Raw genomic sequence first — 15,156 nt, 5'->3', positions numbered from 1 at the left:
AGCTTGGGATCGAGCTTGCGTGCCCGAGACGAGACGGGCATGCGGATGATCTGGTCGCCCGCCGAGAGCGTGTGCAGCACTTCATGGCGCAAGTTGTCCTTGGCGCGCATGAGCCAGTGGCGCTGTGAGCCTTGCTGCCAGGCCAGCAGGAAGGCGGCGCTGAAGTAGGCGCGATCGAACACCGTCAGCGAGTGATCCAGCCCCTGCAGACCCGCGGCCAGCGTCAGCTCGCCCTGATCCATCCCAGCGATGCGCGCATCCAGCAGTTCGTGGGTGTCGGTATCGAGCAGGCACACCGCACGCACCTGGGGCCACGCCAGCGGCCCATGCTGGGTGGCGCAGCTTCCCAGCGCCCCTCGGTTCTCGGGCGTGTCCGGTGCTGTCCAGACCACGCCATCGACGGCCAGCACACGCAGCCCCTGTCCCGGTGTGCTAGGGCGACTCCAGGCTTGTGCGAGCAGGCCAAACAGTTGCGCCAGAGGATCGCAGCCCAGGCGCTGGCGGGCCTGCACACTGGCGCTGGGTGCGGGCAGATCGTTGTCGCCCAGACTTAAGGACAGCTGCTGCACCACCTGCCACATCGGCAGTTGCCGATATAGCGACAAGCCGATGACCAGCCAGATGGCGTGCTCGGCTGGAAGCTTGCGCCTGCGGATGCTGGCCTTGCCGCTGGCGGCAAGGGCTTGGGTGATCCACTCGTTGTCGATCAACTGCGCCAGCTCTCCCAGGCTATCGTTGGGGGCTTGTTGCAGGGTTTGGGCCAGGGTGTTTTCGAGCAGGCGCAAAGCAAAAAGGGAACGTGTTGCACACGTTCCCTTTTTAGCTCCCATCAGACTTCCAAGGGCTTATCTGACTGGCATTACGCCTTGGCGGGGTTTCTTTGTTGCCGCCACAAGAACCACCTTCATGGGGCACTGCCGCCAAAGAGGCTGCAGGCATTGAAGGTATCTTGTGCGGTTGGCGCCGGCACCCGGCGCGAGCCGCGCTACGCGGCGGGTGCCATGCGGGCCGTCAGCCCATGTGCAGGCCGCCGTTGACCGAGAAGTCGGCGCCAGTGGCGTAGCCGCCCTCCTCGGAAGCCAGCCAGGCGATGATCGATGCGATCTCGCTGGGCTCGCCGAGGCGCTTCACGGGCACCGTGGCGACAATCTTCTCCAGCACGTCGGGACGGATGGCCTTGACCATGTCGGTGCCGATGTAGCCCGGGCTGACGGTGTTGACCGTCACGCCCTTGGTGGCGAGTTCCTGCGCGAGGGCCATCGAGAAACCATGCATGCCCGCCTTGGCGGCCGAGTAGTTGGTCTGCCCGGCCTGGCCTTTCTCGCCGTTCACGCTGCTGATGTTGATGATGCGGCCCCAGCCCTTTTCCACCATGTCGCCCACGACCTGCTTTGTCACGTTGAACATGCTGTTAAGGTTGGTTTCGATCACCGCATCCCAGTCCTCGCGGGACATCTTGAGGAACATGCGGTCACGCGTGATGCCGGCGTTGTTCACGAGCACATCGACCGTGCCATGCTCGGCCTTGGCATGGTTGAAGGCGGCCACGGTGGAATCCCAGTCACCCACATTGCCCACCGACGCATGGAAGGTGAAGCCCAGGGCCTTCTGCTCCGCCAGCCACTTGGCGTGGTCACGGGTCGGCCCGCAGCCCGCGATGACCTTGAAGCCATCCTTGTGCAGGCGCTGGCAGATGGCGGTTCCGATGCCCCCCATGCCCCCTGTGACGTACGCTACTTTCTGATTCATGTGATTTCTCTCCTAGTCAACGATTCACGCGATCACTCTACCCAAGATTTCAGGCCCGGCCGCTGAGGTAAACACCGATCGGTCATCCGCCCCACCGCACTCCAGGCGCGGGACCGACCGGGCCCGGGGGATCAGGCCCGCTCCACGGCGAACGACACGCCCATGCCGCCGCCGATGCACAGCGCCGCCACGCCCCTGCGGGCGCCACGGCGCTGCAACTCGTGCAGGAGCGTGACCAGCACGCGGCAACCGGAAGCGCCGATCGGATGGCCGATGGCGATCGCCCCGCCGTTCACGTTCACCTTGGCGGGATCGATGCCCAGTTCCTTGTTGACCGCGCAGGCCTGGGCGGCGAAGGCCTCGTTCAGTTCGAACAGGTCCACGTCGGCGGCATTCCAGCCGGTGCGCTGCAGCACCTTGCGCGTGGCCGGCACCGGGCCCATGCCCATGGTGGCCGGATCGAGCCCGCTGGTGGCGTAGGCGGCGATGCGCGCGAGCGGGGTGAGGCCGAGCGCCGCGGCCTTCTTCGCGCTCATCACCACCACGGCCGCCGCGCCGTCGTTGATGCCCGAGGCATTGCCCGCCGTGACCGAGCCGGCCTTGTCGAAGGCCGGCCGCAGCCCCGCGAGGGCCTCCGCGCTGGTCTTGCGGTTGAGGTATTCGTCGGCGTCGAACAGGATGGGGTCGCCCTTCTTCTGCGGCAGGCTCACGCCCACGATCTCGTCCTTGAAGCGGCCCGCATCCTGGGCCGCAGCCGCCTTCTGCTGGCTGGCGAGCGCCAGTGCGTCCTGCTGCTCGCGGCTGATGCCGTGCAGCTTGGCGACGTTCTCGGCGGTGATGCCCATGTGGTACTGGTTGTAGACGTCCCAGAGGCCATCGACGATCATCGAATCGACCATCTTCCAGTCGCCCATGCGCTGGCCGTCGCGCGAGCCGGCCAGCACGTGCGGCGACAGGCTCATGTTTTCCTGCCCGCCCGCCACGACGATCTCGCTGTCGCCCGTGGCCACGGCCTGGGCCGCCAGCATCACGGCCTTGAGGCCCGAGCCGCAGACGGCGTTGATGGTGAGCGCAGGGGTCTCGCGCGCCACGCCGGCCTTCATCATGGCCTGCCGCGCGGGGTTCTGGCCCACGCCGGCGGTCAGCACCTGGCCCATGATCACTTCGCCCACCTGGTCCAGCGGCACGTTCGCCCGGGCCAGGGCTTCCTTGATGACGAGCGCGCCGAGTTCGGTGGCGGGCGTCTTGGCGAGCGCGCCGCCGAACTTGCCCACGGGCGTGCGAACGGCGGAAACGATGACGATGTCTTCCATGGCAATCCTTTGGTTTCTGATGGTGATGGAACGGATGAAAATCAAATGGAGCCGGCCGCCGGCGTCGCGGCGGACAGGCCGTAGGGGCCGCAGGCCCCGGTTAGCTCACGCACGCTCGCGCACGTAGCGCCCCGGCGCGGGCTCGCCGGGCGGAAAGCGCACGCCCCGGCCGTAGCGCTTGGGGGCTGGCACGAGGGCGCCCGCGTGGCCGCGCAGCCAGTCCGACCAGTCGGTCCACCAGCTTCCGGGGTGTTCGGTGGCGCCCTCCAGCCATTGGTCGAGGGTGGGCGGCAACTGGCCGTCCGCGCGAAGCCAGTGGCTGCGCTTTTTCTTGGCGGGCGGGTTGATGACGCCCGCGATGTGGCCGGAGGCCCCCATGGCGAAGCGCTTGGGGCCGGGCAGGACCTGCGTGGAAGCGTAGGCCGCGCCGATGGGCACGATGTGGTCCTCGCGCGAGCCGTAGATGTACACCGGCAGATCGACGAGGCTCAGGTCGATCGGCTCGCCGCACACCGTCAGGTGGTCGGGCTGCACGAGCTTGTTCTCCAGGTAGAGATTGCGCAGATACCACGCATAGAACGGCCCCGGCAGGTTGGTGGAGTCGCTGTTCCAGTAGAGCAGGTCGAAGGGCGGCGGCGTCTCGCCCTTGAGGTAGTTGCCCACCACGTAGGTCCAGACGAGGTCGTTGGGGCGCAGGAAGCTGAAGGTGGAGGCGAGGTCCTGCCCCTTCATCAAGCCGCCCTGCCCCATCTGCAGTTCGCGGAAGTGGACGAAGCTCTCGTCGATGAAGACGTCGAGGATGCCGGTGTCGGCAAAGTCGATGAGCGTGGTGAGGAAGGTGGCGCTGGCCACCGGCTCCTCACCGCGCGCGGCCAGCACGGCCAGGGCCGTGGCCAGCATGGTGCCGCCCACGCAGAAGCCCAGGGCGTTGATCTGGTCGGCGTTGCCGATCTGCCGGACCGTGTCGATGGCGCAGAGGACGGCGTCCTCGATGTAGTCGTCCCAGGTGGCCCGGGAGAGCGATTCGCCCGGATTGCGCCAGCTCACGACGAAGGTGCGGTGGCCCTCGCTCACCGCGTAGCGGATGAGCGAGTTCTCGGGCTGCAGGTCGAGGATGTAGAACTTGTTGATGCAGGGCGGCACCACGAGGAAGGGGCGCTCGTGGACCTTGGCCGTGAGGGGCTTGTATTCGATGAGCTGGAACAGCTCGTTCTCATACACCACCGCGCCCTCGGAGGTGGCCACGTTGCGGCCGACCTCGAAGACGCTTTCGTCGGTCATCGAGACATGGCCCTGCCGCATGTCGTGCAGCAGGTTGGCGACGCCCTTGGCGATGCTTTCGCCCTGGGTGTCGATGGCCTTCTTCTGGGCCTCGGCGTTGAAGACGAGGAAGTTGCTGGGCGCCATCGCCGCCATCCACTGCTCGACGCCGAAGCGGATGCGCGCGCGGGTCTTGGCGTCGGCATCGACCGCGTCGGCCAGGCCCATGAGCGTGCGGGCGTTGAGCAGGTAGGCGGCGGCCGAGAAGGCGGCCATGGGCTGCTCCGCCCAGGCGGGATTGCTGAAGCGGCGGTCCTGGAGGGACTGGGGCTGCAGCGCCTGGCTCCAGAGCTCGCCGGCCTCCTTCACGTACTGCTGCTGCAGGGCCGCGATCTTGTCGGGAGAAAAGCGGATCGCCGGCGGCACGGGCGCCTGGCCGTCCAGGGACTGCGGCCCGCCCACCTTCCGGAAGGCCTCCAGCGCCTGGGTCCAGCTCTGGTTCAGCATTTGCCGGATCTGCTGGGCGTTTCCCGCCCAGCCTGCATCAAAATCCATGGGGTTGTCTCCTCCGTCGCGTCATCGCCCGCCGTGCGCGCCCCCTCGGGCGGCACCGTCAGGCATTGTTGCCGAGCGGCAGGCCGCGAGGCAATGCCGCTTTCTCTTTTTCACGATATAGCTCAGTTTTTCAGGATGTGCCTGCAATGTACCTCGTGGTGATCGGTTGGCTCTACGTCACGTTGATGATGGCGGTCGCGGAGGCCTCGGGGCCGCAGGGGAGCCTGCTGGGCGCGGCGGTCACGTTCGTGTTCTACGGGCTGCTGCCGCTGTCGATCGTGGTCTACATCCTGGGCACCCCGGCGCGCAAGCGGGCCTTGCGGGAGCGGGAGCGGCGGGATGCCCCGGCCACCCCGGTCCATGCGCCCGCGCCCCCCAGGCCATCAGCCTCCCCGGTCCCCGCCGATCCAGACGCAGGCGGCGAACCGCCCTCCGGTGGCGCCGGCGCTGCCCATGGAGGCGCGGTGCGAAAAGAACCGTGACGGCTGGCGGACGGTGCACCAGGCATCGCCACCGTCGTTGCCGTGGACCTCGGTAACGCCCAGGGCCCCGAGCCGCTGGCGCGCGAGGCCCGCGAGGTCGGCCAGGTATTTGCCCCCGCCCTGCGCGCGGAAGTGCACCCCGGCCGCCGGGTCGCGGGCGCAGAAGGCGGCGCGCACATCCTCGCCCACCTCGAAGGCCGTGGGGCCGATGCAGGGCCCCAGCCAGGCCAGGACGCCGTGGGCCTGAGGCGCATCGATCGCTATTCTTTCGATAGCAGGAGATGCAGCAAAATCAACGACGTGGGAGGGAAAACGCTCCAAAATCTGCTCCAACACCCCTCCCGCCAGCCCGCGCCAGCCCGCGTGGGCGGCGGCCACCCGGGTGCCCTGGCGGTCGGTGAAGAGCACGGGCAGGCAGTCGGCCACCATGATGGCGCAGGCGCGGCCCGGCAGGCTCGCGGTGCAGGCATCGGCCTCGGTGCCGTCGGGCAGGCCGGCGTCCAGGTCGGCGACGGTGGTGCCGTGCACCTGCCGCAGGAAGACGGGCTCCACGGGGCGGCCGCCATCGAGCGCGGAGAGGGCTGCGCGCAGCCGCTGGCGGTTGGCCCGCACGGCGGCGGGGTCGTCCCCCACATGGTCGCCCAGGTTGAGCGTGGCCCAGGGGGCCTCGCTCGCGCCGCCGGCGCGCGCCGTGCAGGCGGCGCGCACGTGGCCGGGCGCCGGCCAGTCGGGGATCAGCCAGTCCGGGGGCACGCCTTCCGGGGCGCGGGGGTCTGGCCGGGGCATCAGGCTTCGTGGTCCGGGCACGCGGAAGGGTGCGCCGCCTGGAAGGCGGGCAACGCGCTGGCCGCCTGCCACGCCGCCATGGTGAGCGGCAGGCCGTCCAGGCTCACCTGGAAGCGCTGGGCATTGAAAACCTGGGGCACGAGGCAGCAGTCCGCCAGCGTGGGGGTGTCACCCCAGCACAGGCGCGAGGGGGGCAGGCCTGCGGCCGCGCGCTCCCCGGCCAGCAGGCCCAGTTGCCGCTCGAAGGCCTCCAGGCCGCCGCGCGCCCAGTGGCGGTACCAGGCGGTCTTGGCCGCCTCGTCCACCTGCAGCGTCTGGGTGAGGTACTGGAGCACCCGCAGGTTGTTCAGCGGATGGATCTCGCAGGCCACGATCTGCGCCAGGGCCCGCACCCGGGCACGGCCCGGCGCATCGGCGGGCAGCAGCGGCGGCGCGGGATGGGTTTCGTCGAGGTATTCGATGATGGCCATGGACTGCGTGAGCGCCGTGCCGTCCTCCAGCTCCAGCGCAGGTACCAGCGCATCGCCCACGCGGCCGGCATAGGCGGGCTCGCGGTGCTCGGCGCGCACCAGGTGCACCGGCACGTAGTCGTAGGACAGGCCCTTGAGCGCGAGCGCGATGCGCACGCGGTAGGAGGCCGACGAGCGGAAGTAGTTGAACAGCTTCATGGTCCGGCGAGCATAACGTCCGCGCATGGCACACTCTGCCGGCGCGCGGCCTGGGCACAGGCCGCCGCCCTCCCCCCTCCCCCTCCTTCGCGATCAGGCTGACACACACCATGAGTTATGTGATTCCTCCCGCCTCCATCGCCAGCGTGCCCGTGGCGGGCACCGGCGACCGCTTTCCCGTGCACCGCATCTACTGCGTGGGACGCAACTACGAAGAGCACGCCAAGGAGATGGGCTTTACCGGGCGGGAGCCGCCCTTCTTCTTCATGAAGCCCGCCGACGCCATCCTGCCCGTCGCGCAGGGAGAGACGGGCCGCATGCCCTACCCCACGCTCACGGCCAACCTGCACCACGAGATCGAGCTGGTGGTGGCGATCGGCCGGGGCGGCAAGCGCATCGCCGCCGCCGATGCGCTGCAGCACATCTACGGCTATGCCGTGGGCCTGGACATGACCCGCCGCGACCTGCAGAGCGAGATGAAGAAGCAGGGCCGCCCCTGGTGCATCGGCAAGGGCTTCGAGCACAGCGCGCCGATCGGCCCCATCACGCCGCTGGCGCAGGCCCGCGACGTGGAGCAGGCCGGCATCTGGCTGCAGGTCAACGGCGCGGACCGCCAGCGCAGCACGGTGGCGCAGCTCATCTGGAACATTGCGGAGACCATCGAGCACCTGTCCGCCGCCTGGGAATTGCAGCCCGGCGACCTGATCTTCACCGGCACCCCCGAGGGCGTGGCCGCCGTGGTGCGCGGCGACGTGCTCGAAGGCGGCGTGGACGGGCTGGGCACGCTGCGGGTGGAGATCGCCTGACACCCGCCGCCCGCCATCGCGGCGGCCGGTGCGCTGCCCCGCCCCGGTCCCGCCACGGTGGCCAAGGCCTCCGGGCCCGGCGGCCTGCCGCACCGCCAATTGCTACCAAAACAATAGCTGCATGTTCAATGAATTCGGCGACATGCAGCCAATCCAGCCCAAACCATGACCTTCCGCAGCCCCATCAAGCACTGCCGTGAATGCGGAACCGCCGTGGTGTACCGCGTACCCGACGACGGCGACACCAAGCTGCGCGCGGTCTGCCCGGCCTGCCACACCATCCACTACGAGAACCCGCTCAACGTGGTGGGCACCCTCCCGGCGCTGGGGGACCGGGTGCTGCTGTGCAAGCGCAACATCGAGCCGCGCTGGGGCAAGTGGACGCTGCCGGCCGGCTTCATGGAGTTGAACGAAACCACGGCCGAGGGCGCCTCGCGCGAGACGGACGAGGAGGCCGGCGCGCAGATCACGCTGGGGCCGCTCTTCTCGCTGCTCAACGTGCCCCGCGTGGGGCAGGTGCATCTGTTCTACCTGGCCACGCTGCACAGCGACCAGTTCAATCCGGGGTTCGAGACCATCGAGGCCCGGCTGTTCACCGAGGACGAGATCCCCTGGGAGGAGATCGCCTTCCGCACCGTGAAGACCACGCTGGAGCGCTACTTCGCGGACCGCCGCGCCGGCGCCTTCGGCCTGCACTGCGTGGACATCGACTGATGCGCGCCGCCGGGCCGCGCCCGCAGGCGCGGGGCCCGGCCCCGCTTCAGGGGGCCACGGCGCAGCGGCTTTTTACTTCAGCCACTTGTCCGAGCCTGCTTCAGCGCGCCGCGCGCATCCAGCAGGCCCCAGACGAACTCCATCACGCGCGAATAGTCCGCATCGTCCTTGGGCAGCATGAAGCCCAGGGTGTTCTGCGGCGTGAGGGGCGTGGCGACGAAGGCCGCATACAGGCGCGGATCGGCCTTGGCGTAGTGCAGGGCCTCGTAGGTCTCGGTGATCATCACGTCGCCCTGGCCCGAGGCGATCAGCGCGGGGATCTCGGCGTTCTTGTCGTGCGTGCTCACCTGGGCGGCCTTGAGGTTTTCGAGCACGAAGGTCTCGTTGGTGCCGCCGGGGTTCTTGATGACGCGCACGCCGGGCTGGTTGAGGTCGGCCAGCGCCTTGTAATGGTCCTTGTCCGCCGCGCGCACCAGCGCCACCTTGCCGAAGGGCGCATAGCCCGGGAGCATCTCGATCTGGCGGATGCGCGTCACGTTGCGCGTGATGCCGCCGACGGCCACGTCGAACTTGTCGGCCTGGATGTCCTTCATGAGGTTGGGCCAGCTCGTGGGCACGTATTCGATCTTGGCGCCCATCTCCTTGGCCATGAGCTCGATCACATCGATGTCGTGGCCGGAATAGCCGGCATCGGTCTTGATGGCGAAGGGCCGGTAGTCGCCCGGCGTGCCCACGCGCAGGACCTTGGTTTCCATGATCCTGTCGAGCCGTGGCCCGGCATGCGCCGTCTGGGCGAAGGCGCCGACGGCCAGGGCGGCCGCGGCGAACAGGGGAATGAGTGGATTGCGCGTCATGGGAGGAAAGCCTCTTCGGGGGAAGTGGGGTGGCGGAAGGGACCCCGCGCGCGGCAACCCCACCGGGAGGCCGCCAGCGCAGGCGGGAGGGGCCAAGCATAGCCGCGCCGGATGACGAAGCGGCCCGCCATGCGCCCCGGAAACAACGCCCAGGGCCCGCCGGAGAGCGATAACCCGCTGGGTGGAATTCCCGGGGCCCGCCCGGTGACTCAGAACGCACTCACGGTCTCAGAACGTGTTCACGTTCTCAGGGGCGCGATTCGATGAAGAACGGCTCCGAACCGCGCCCCGGCACCACCGCGCCCCGCTCCACCGGCGCGACCACCACGCCCGGAATCGCGGCGCCGGACTGCGCGGGCGCGGGCTGCGCACCCGGCGGCGGCACGTCCGTGATCGAGGGCGGCTGCGGCGACGGTGGCTGCGCGGCGCCCTCCGGCGGCACGACCACTTCCGGGGGCGGCATGGCGGGCTGCACCGGCGTGGCGTCCTGCAGGGGCACCAGCGGCGCCTCGGTGATCTCGGGCCGCGCCTCGGCCGAGGCGGGCTCCTGGGGCGCGGAGGCCACCCCGCCCGGCGGGGGCGGCGTGTTGGCGGCCGGCGCGCGCGCGGCGCCGCCCGCCTCGCCGCCCGTGCGGCGCCCAAACAGGTCGTAGACGTTCAGCGCCCATTGGCGCACGCCATCCACCGCCTGCCCGACCCAGCTGCTTTCCTCCAGGTCGATGAACTTCTCGCGCGCATCGATCACCCGGGAGCGCAGGGCCTGCTGGAACACCTCGCCCACCATCGGCAGCGCGCTGTGGGCGCCCTGCCCCCAGTAGTCGCTGCGCAGCGTCACGCGGCCATCGTTGAAGCCCGCCCAGGCGCCCGCCACGAGCTGCGGGTGCATGAGGATGAACCAGCCGTCGGTGTTGTCCTGCGTGGTGCCGGTCTTGCCGGCCACGTCGGCCGTGATGCCGTAGCGCGAGCGGATGGCCGCGCCCGTGCCCTTGTCCACCACCGCGCGCAGCGCGTCGCGCAGGGTCTGGGCGGGCGCGAGGCCCAGGGCGCGCTCAGGCGCTGCGGGCGAGAAGTCTTCGAGCACCTTGCCGTTCTTGTCCTCGATGCGCGTGATGGCCGTGGGCGCGATGTAGCGCCCGGCTTCGGCGATGGTGCCGTAGGCCGCCACCATCTCCTTGAGCGTCACCGGGCTGGTGCCCAGCGCCAGCGAGGGCACCGCGTCCAGCGGCGATTCGCGCACGCCCATGGCGCGGGCCAGCTGGGCGACGCGCTCCGGGCCCACCTGCTGCATCAGCTGGGCGGTGATCGTGTTGCGGGACAGCGCCAGCCCGTCGCGCAGGGTCATCGGCTCGCCGCTCGGGGGCGCGCCATCGTCCGTAGGCCGCCACACCTGCCCGCCGCCCAGGGGGATCTCCACCGCCTGGTCGATCAGCGTGTCGGTGGGCAGCGCCCCCTTCGCGAAGGCCGCGCCATAGACGAACGGCTTGAAGGTCGAGCCCGGCTGGCGGCGCGCCGCCTGCACGTGGTCGAACGGGTCCTGCGCGAAATCGCGGCTGCCCACCCATGCCCGGATCTGGCCCGTGCGCGGATCCAGCGCCATGAAGCCGGCCTGCACGCGGGTCTTGTCCTGGCGCAGCCGGCGCAGGAAATCGGCGTCGTCCAGCAGCGCCTTCAGGGCCTGCTCGGGCGCGGCGCCCTTGGCCACGGCGTTTGCATACTGCGGGCTCTCGCGCACGAACGACTGCACCAGCGGGCTCTTGGCGTTCCAGGTGCGCGGGCCCCAGGCGTTGTCGGCGATCGCCTGCAACTGGCGGCCCTGCCGCGCCACCGCCTGGTTGGCCAGGGCCTGCAGCCGGGCATCGATGGTGGTGCGGATCACGAGCCCGTCGGCATACAGGCTGTAGCCGTTGCGGTCGGCCCAGTCGATGAGCTGCTTGCGCAACTGCTGCGCGAGGTGCGGCGCGGGCCCGGCGGCCTCTACCTGCCGCTCGAAGCGGATGCGCAGCGGCCGGCGGGAGAGCGTCTCGACCTCTCCGGCCGTGAGCTTGCCGCGCTTTTGCATCTGCGACAGCACCACGTTGCGCCGCGCCTGGGCCCGCTCCGGATTGAGCACCGGGTTGTAGTAGCTCGTGCCCTTGAGCATGCCGATCAGCGTGGCGCTCTCCAGCACCGTGAGCTTGCCGGCCGACTTGTCGAAATACGTGCGCGCCGCCATCTCGATGCCGTAGGCGTTGTAGAGGAAGGGCACCGTGTTGAGGTAGGTCTCCAGGATCTCGTCCTTGGAATAGAGCGCCTCGATCTTGAACGCGGTGATCGCCTCCTTGAGCTTGCGGGTGAGCGTCGGGGCCCGGCCGATGTCTTCCGGATAGAGGTTGCGGGCAAGCTGCTGCGTGATGGTCGAGCCGCCCTGCTTGTCGCCGCCCAGCGTGCGGACCACCGCCGACGCCGTGCGCCGCCAGTCCAGGCCGAAGTGGTCGTAGAAGCGGTGGTCCTCGGTGGCGATCAACGCGTCCACCACCGAAGGCGCGATGTCCTCCAGCGCCACCCACTCGCGGTTCACCCAGCGGTACTCCGCCAGCAGGCGGCCATCGGCGGACACGAGCTGCGCCGGCTGCTCGGTCTTGGCCTTGCGGATGTCGCTGATCGCGGGCGTGAAGGGCCACAGCAGCAGGGTGTAGAGCAACAGCGCAGCGGGCACGGCCGCCAGCGCCCAGAGCAGCAGGCGGCCCGAGAGCCGCGCGCGCAGCCAGCGCAGTGCCGCCATGGCCCGCCGGGCCAGCGATGAAAGAGGCGCGCTGGACAACCAGGAACGCAGGGAGGCAAGCAAAGAGGCAATCACACGGTCAGGAGGTAAACACCCATTGGTGCAGCGGGCGGGCGGTGGGGCCGGGAAGCCCGGCGGAGGTATCCATGCGGGCATGGCTGCCGCGGGCGCGATGGTACCGGGGTTCGGTGCCGCGCCCCCGCCGGCAACCCCCGCGGCGCGGCGGCGAATTCACCGCATGCCCGGCAGCCCGGGCGCCTTCTTGCTACGCTTTCCCCATGCTCCCGCCCCCTATTCCCGGCCGCCGGGCCGTGCGCGGCATGGTGCCGTGCCTGCTCTGCGCGGCCCTTGCGGCCCTCGCTGCCTGCGGCGACGCCCCGCTGCCGCCCACCCGGTTCCAGATCGACCAGTGCGGCCGCTCCCACGCCTGGGAAGACAAAGAGACCCGGTGGAACACCCTGTACGCCGCCCAGCTCGACGGCCACGACGAACTGGTCATCGCCCTGGGCATCCCTCAGCCTCCTGAAGAGGCGCCGCACATCGGCACGGGCGTGCAGTTCAACCTGTTCGCCGCCCCCGGTCTGCTGCGGCTGGAGCACGTCGGCGGGCTCGCGGGCACGTTCCGCCTGCATGCCGACGGCGCGGCGGAGATCCAGCACCGGCAGGCCGGCACCGGCGCCGCCACCCTCTTTCGGCACCCCGCCGCGCCCTGGAGCGCCGCTTCGGGCGAGCTGCAGATCACCGAGGTCCGCGTGACCGAGCCCGACGCGCAGGGCGATGCGCGCGCCGTGGTCTCCGGCCACTACACGCTGGAGATGGAGCGCGAGGGTGGCAGCGCCTCCGCCCCCTGCACGGTCCGCGGCAGCTTCCAGGGCGCCACCTTCCGGCTGCGGTCGCAGGCCGGGTGAAGGCCCGGGGGACTACGGCGCGCCGCCGGATTTCAGGCCAGGCAGGACATACGCCAGCACCTTCAGCGACCGCGCCTCATCCACGTCCGCGAACGCCGCCGGGTTCGCCACCCGCTCCACGAAGCGCAACTCCGGCGCCAGCTCGCGCATGGGGTCCTGCAGGAACTCCGGCCCCAGCTCGGGCGCGTTCAGGCACAGCAGCGCGTGCCCGCCGGGCGCCAGCAGGCCGGGCAGGCGGCGCATGAGCCGCGCGTAATCCTTCGTCGCGACGAAGCTGCCCTTCTGGTAGCTGGGCGGGTCCACGATGACCAGGTCATAAGGCCCGCCGCGGCCGATCTTGCCCCAGCTGCTGAAGATGTCGTGCGCCATGAAGCTCGCACCGGCGGCCAGGCCGTTGAGCTGGTGGTTCTGCTGGCCGATGGCGATGGCCCCGTGGCCCATGTCCACGTTCACCACCTGCCGGGCCCCCGCGTGCAGCGCGGCCACGGAAAACGCGCAGGTGTAGGCGAAAAGGTTGAGCACCTTCGGGCCCGCGCCGGGCCGGTCGGCCCGCATGCGCGCGGCGCGGTCGGCCACGTGGTCCCGCACCCAGCGGCGGCCGGCGGCCATGTCCAGAAACAGGCCGTGGTTCTGCCCGCGCAGCACGTGCACGCGATAGCGCAGGCCGTCCTCGGTGACCACGTGCGGATCGGGCACCTCCCCCGCCATCTGGCGCGTGTCGCTGCGGCCCTGCAGGCGCAGGGCCTCGCCGCGGTGCTGGAACACCCAGGACAGCGGCACGGCCGGCGGCGCCACCTGCGCCCAGCGCGCCTGCAGCGCGGCGCCCACCACGGCCAGATCACCCTCCTCCACCGGGGCGAAGCTGGTCAGCACCAGCACGGGGGGATAGGCGTCCAGCGTCCACTGCTCGCAGCCCGGGTGCATGCCGCCCCGGCCATGGAAGATGCGCTGCGCCTGTTGCGGGAAGGGCATGGCGGCAATGGCGTCGAGCAGGGCTTGCATGGGGAAGGAGGGGCGCGGGGAATGGGGAGAGGATCGAACGGGGGCCCGCCGCAGGGGGCTCGCCAGCGCTGGCAGTGGTCGATTCGATGATACCGGGCGCATTCACTGCTCCGGCGGTACGAAGGTCCGCTTGGAGATCGCTTGCTATATTTGGTTGCCGTGGTCGGTCAATCGTCGCGATTCAGGCAGGCATGGCAGACCCAATAAGAGGGAGGGTAAAGATGAAACGATTACTGATTATCGGCTTGCTGCTTTGGGTGGGCATTACCACCAGCATGCCGCCCGCCCTTGCGGGAACCCAAGAAGATTTGAGTGCTTTCAAGGAACTGCAACAAAGCCGGTGGGACGCTCAAAAAGAACTGCAGCAAAAAGATGTGGACGCCCTGCGCCAGCAAGTCGCTGCAGTGGATAAGCGAGTGGATGACCAACTCACCGGAGCGGGACAGGCCATAGACCGCTACGGAGTTGTCACCACATGGACTGGCCTTGTCATTACGGCGCTGTTGGTGCTCGGTGGCTTTTTGGGGTACCGAAATGCCAAGGCCGAAGCAAAAGAGGCCGCGACAGAAGCCGCCAAAGAGCAGGCGGAATCAGCCGCCAATCACTGGCTTGAAATGCAGACCCGAACTTTGCGGGCACGAATTGCCGAATTGGAGCAAGCGGCTTCGCAGGCTATCGGCACGATTGCCCACGCCGTGCGAGACGTGCAAGACCATATGACGACTGGCAAAGAGGAAATCGACAAAGCGGTGGAAACCGTTCAAAGCGGTATAGGAAAAACCGACCAAATCCCTACAGCCGAGCAGCGACAGGCGGAAAAAGTTCTGACGCAGCATGCGGAAGAGCTGAAAAAAACTGCAGAAGACAGCTACTCCTTCGATGACTGGAACACCCGTGCCCACGCTGCTTACGCTGCCAAAAAACTGGAAGACGCGGCCTATTATTGGCACAAAGCATCAGAGGCCCCCAATGCGGGGGCCAGCAATGTCGCCCAAGTGCTCTTTAATCGCGGCGTTATGCAAGGCCAACTCAACCAAAGCGAAGCGGCAATTGCCACATACGACGAGTTATTACGCCGCTTTGGCGACGCAACTGAACCCGCGCTACGCGAGCAGGTGGGTAAGGCTATATTCAACAAAGGCATCAGACAAAGCCAACTCAGCCAAAACGAAGCAGCGATTGCCACATACGACGAGTTATTACGCCGCTTTGGCGACGCGACTGAACCCGCGCTACGCGAGCAGGTGGCCAAGGCCATATTCAACAAAGGCTTCAGCCAGAGCCAACTCAACCAAAGC

Annotated in this window: 13 protein-coding genes and 1 pseudogene; 5 read left to right on the top strand and 9 right to left on the bottom strand. The window is 69.0% G+C overall.

The features are described from left to right. The 4 genes from AX018_RS23205 to AX018_RS23190 all read right to left on the bottom strand — a co-directional run. The coding region (locus tag AX018_RS23205; protein ID WP_111882449.1) for an IS4 family transposase at nt 1–785 on the bottom strand (785 nt) is incomplete at its 3' end. Between the two features lie 226 nt (nt 786–1,011). Beyond that, nucleotides 1,012–1,749, bottom strand: coding sequence for an acetoacetyl-CoA reductase (phbB, locus tag AX018_RS23200; protein WP_111882447.1), 738 nt, complete (start codon nt 1,747–1,749; stop codon nt 1,012–1,014). Nucleotides 1,750–1,880: 131 nt separating this feature from the next. Beyond that, nucleotides 1,881–3,062, bottom strand: a complete 1,182-nt coding sequence (locus AX018_RS23195) for an acetyl-CoA C-acetyltransferase (protein ID WP_111882444.1) — start codon at nt 3,060–3,062, stop codon at nt 1,881–1,883. Between the two features lie 105 nt (nt 3,063–3,167). Continuing rightward, complete coding sequence (locus AX018_RS23190; protein ID WP_111882441.1) at nt 3,168–4,877, bottom strand: PHA/PHB synthase family protein; 1,710 nt, start codon at nt 4,875–4,877, stop codon at nt 3,168–3,170. Between the two features lie 146 nt (nt 4,878–5,023). On the opposite strand from AX018_RS23190, the gene AX018_RS25815 reads away from it, so the two are divergent. Then, nucleotides 5,024–5,359 carry a hypothetical protein gene (locus tag AX018_RS25815; RefSeq protein WP_111882439.1) on the top strand — a complete coding sequence of 112 codons (336 nt, stop codon included), beginning with the start codon at nt 5,024–5,026 and terminating at the stop codon, nt 5,357–5,359. Here AX018_RS25815 and pgeF read toward each other — a convergent pair. Further along, nucleotides 5,261–6,145, bottom strand: a complete 885-nt coding sequence (gene pgeF / locus AX018_RS23180) for a peptidoglycan editing factor PgeF (protein WP_111882436.1) — start codon at nt 6,143–6,145, stop codon at nt 5,261–5,263. The two genes, AX018_RS25815 and pgeF, sit on opposite strands and share 99 nt — an antisense overlap. Continuing rightward, nucleotides 6,145–6,813, bottom strand: coding sequence for a maleylacetoacetate isomerase (maiA, locus tag AX018_RS23175; RefSeq protein WP_111882434.1), 669 nt, complete (start codon nt 6,811–6,813; stop codon nt 6,145–6,147). The genes pgeF and maiA overlap by 1 nt, the downstream gene beginning before the upstream one ends. A 110-nt stretch (nt 6,814–6,923) precedes the next feature. On the opposite strand from maiA, the gene AX018_RS23170 reads away from it, so the two are divergent. Beyond that, entirely contained in the window at nt 6,924–7,619 is a 696-nt protein-coding gene (locus tag AX018_RS23170) for a fumarylacetoacetate hydrolase family protein (protein ID WP_111882432.1), read from the top strand. 165 nt (nt 7,620–7,784) lie between these two features. Further along, nucleotides 7,785–8,333 (top strand): NUDIX hydrolase, encoded by a 549-nt coding sequence (locus AX018_RS23165; protein WP_111882429.1) that lies wholly within the window; start codon nt 7,785–7,787, stop codon nt 8,331–8,333. Nucleotides 8,334–8,405: 72 nt separating this feature from the next. Here AX018_RS23165 and AX018_RS23160 read toward each other — a convergent pair. Together AX018_RS23160 and AX018_RS23155 are read right to left on the bottom strand one after the other, a co-directional pair. Further along, nucleotides 8,406–9,187, bottom strand: a pseudogene (locus tag AX018_RS23160) (transporter substrate-binding domain-containing protein). A gap of 247 nt (nt 9,188–9,434) precedes the next feature. Next, nucleotides 9,435–11,948: a penicillin-binding protein 1A gene (locus AX018_RS23155; RefSeq protein ID WP_111882427.1), complete on the bottom strand. Its 2,514-nt coding sequence runs from the start codon at nt 11,946–11,948 to the stop codon at nt 9,435–9,437. A 278-nt stretch (nt 11,949–12,226) separates the two neighbouring features. Here AX018_RS23155 and AX018_RS23150 point away from each other — a divergent pair, with 278 nt between their 5' ends. Further along, a complete protein-coding gene (locus tag AX018_RS23150; RefSeq protein WP_146749418.1) occupies nt 12,227–12,856 on the top strand; it encodes a hypothetical protein in 630 nt (209 codons plus the stop codon). Between the two features lie 12 nt (nt 12,857–12,868). On the opposite strand, the gene AX018_RS23145 is transcribed toward AX018_RS23150, so the two are convergent. Further along, nucleotides 12,869–13,858: a class I SAM-dependent methyltransferase gene (locus AX018_RS23145; protein WP_111882423.1), complete on the bottom strand. Its 990-nt coding sequence runs from the start codon at nt 13,856–13,858 to the stop codon at nt 12,869–12,871. Nucleotides 13,859–14,079: 221 nt separating this feature from the next. On the opposite strand from AX018_RS23145, the gene AX018_RS24990 reads away from it, so the two are divergent. Continuing rightward, on the top strand, nt 14,080–15,156 hold a 1,077-nt coding region (locus AX018_RS24990), incomplete at its 3' end, for a tetratricopeptide repeat protein (RefSeq protein ID WP_211322513.1).

Source organism: Paracidovorax anthurii (genome assembly GCF_003269065.1).
In the GTDB taxonomy this organism is placed as follows: domain Bacteria; phylum Pseudomonadota; class Gammaproteobacteria; order Burkholderiales; family Burkholderiaceae_C; genus Paracidovorax; species Paracidovorax anthurii.
This window is presented reverse-complemented; position numbering and strand designations above follow the sequence as displayed.

Excerpts from the sequence above, each read along its gene's own strand:
- phbB (WP_111882447.1), bottom strand. The coding sequence starts at position 1,749 with ATGAATCAGAAAGTAGCGTACGTCACAGGGGGCATGGGGGGCATCGGA.
- AX018_RS23195 (WP_111882444.1), bottom strand. The coding sequence starts at position 3,062 with ATGGAAGACATCGTCATCGTTTCCGCCGTTCGCACGCCCGTGGGCAAG.
- AX018_RS23190 (WP_111882441.1), bottom strand. The coding sequence starts at position 4,877 with ATGGATTTTGATGCAGGCTGGGCGGGAAACGCCCAGCAGATCCGGCAA.
- AX018_RS25815 (WP_111882439.1), top strand. The coding sequence starts at position 5,024 with ATGTACCTCGTGGTGATCGGTTGGCTCTACGTCACGTTGATGATGGCG.
- pgeF (WP_111882436.1), bottom strand. The coding sequence starts at position 6,145 with ATGCCCCGGCCAGACCCCCGCGCCCCGGAAGGCGTGCCCCCGGACTGG.
- maiA (WP_111882434.1), bottom strand. The coding sequence starts at position 6,813 with ATGAAGCTGTTCAACTACTTCCGCTCGTCGGCCTCCTACCGCGTGCGC.
- AX018_RS23170 (WP_111882432.1), top strand. The coding sequence starts at position 6,924 with ATGAGTTATGTGATTCCTCCCGCCTCCATCGCCAGCGTGCCCGTGGCG.
- AX018_RS23165 (WP_111882429.1), top strand. The coding sequence starts at position 7,785 with ATGACCTTCCGCAGCCCCATCAAGCACTGCCGTGAATGCGGAACCGCC.
- AX018_RS23155 (WP_111882427.1), bottom strand. The coding sequence starts at position 11,948 with ATGGCGGCACTGCGCTGGCTGCGCGCGCGGCTCTCGGGCCGCCTGCTG.
- AX018_RS23150 (WP_146749418.1), top strand. The coding sequence starts at position 12,227 with ATGCTCCCGCCCCCTATTCCCGGCCGCCGGGCCGTGCGCGGCATGGTG.
- AX018_RS23145 (WP_111882423.1), bottom strand. The coding sequence starts at position 13,858 with ATGCAAGCCCTGCTCGACGCCATTGCCGCCATGCCCTTCCCGCAACAG.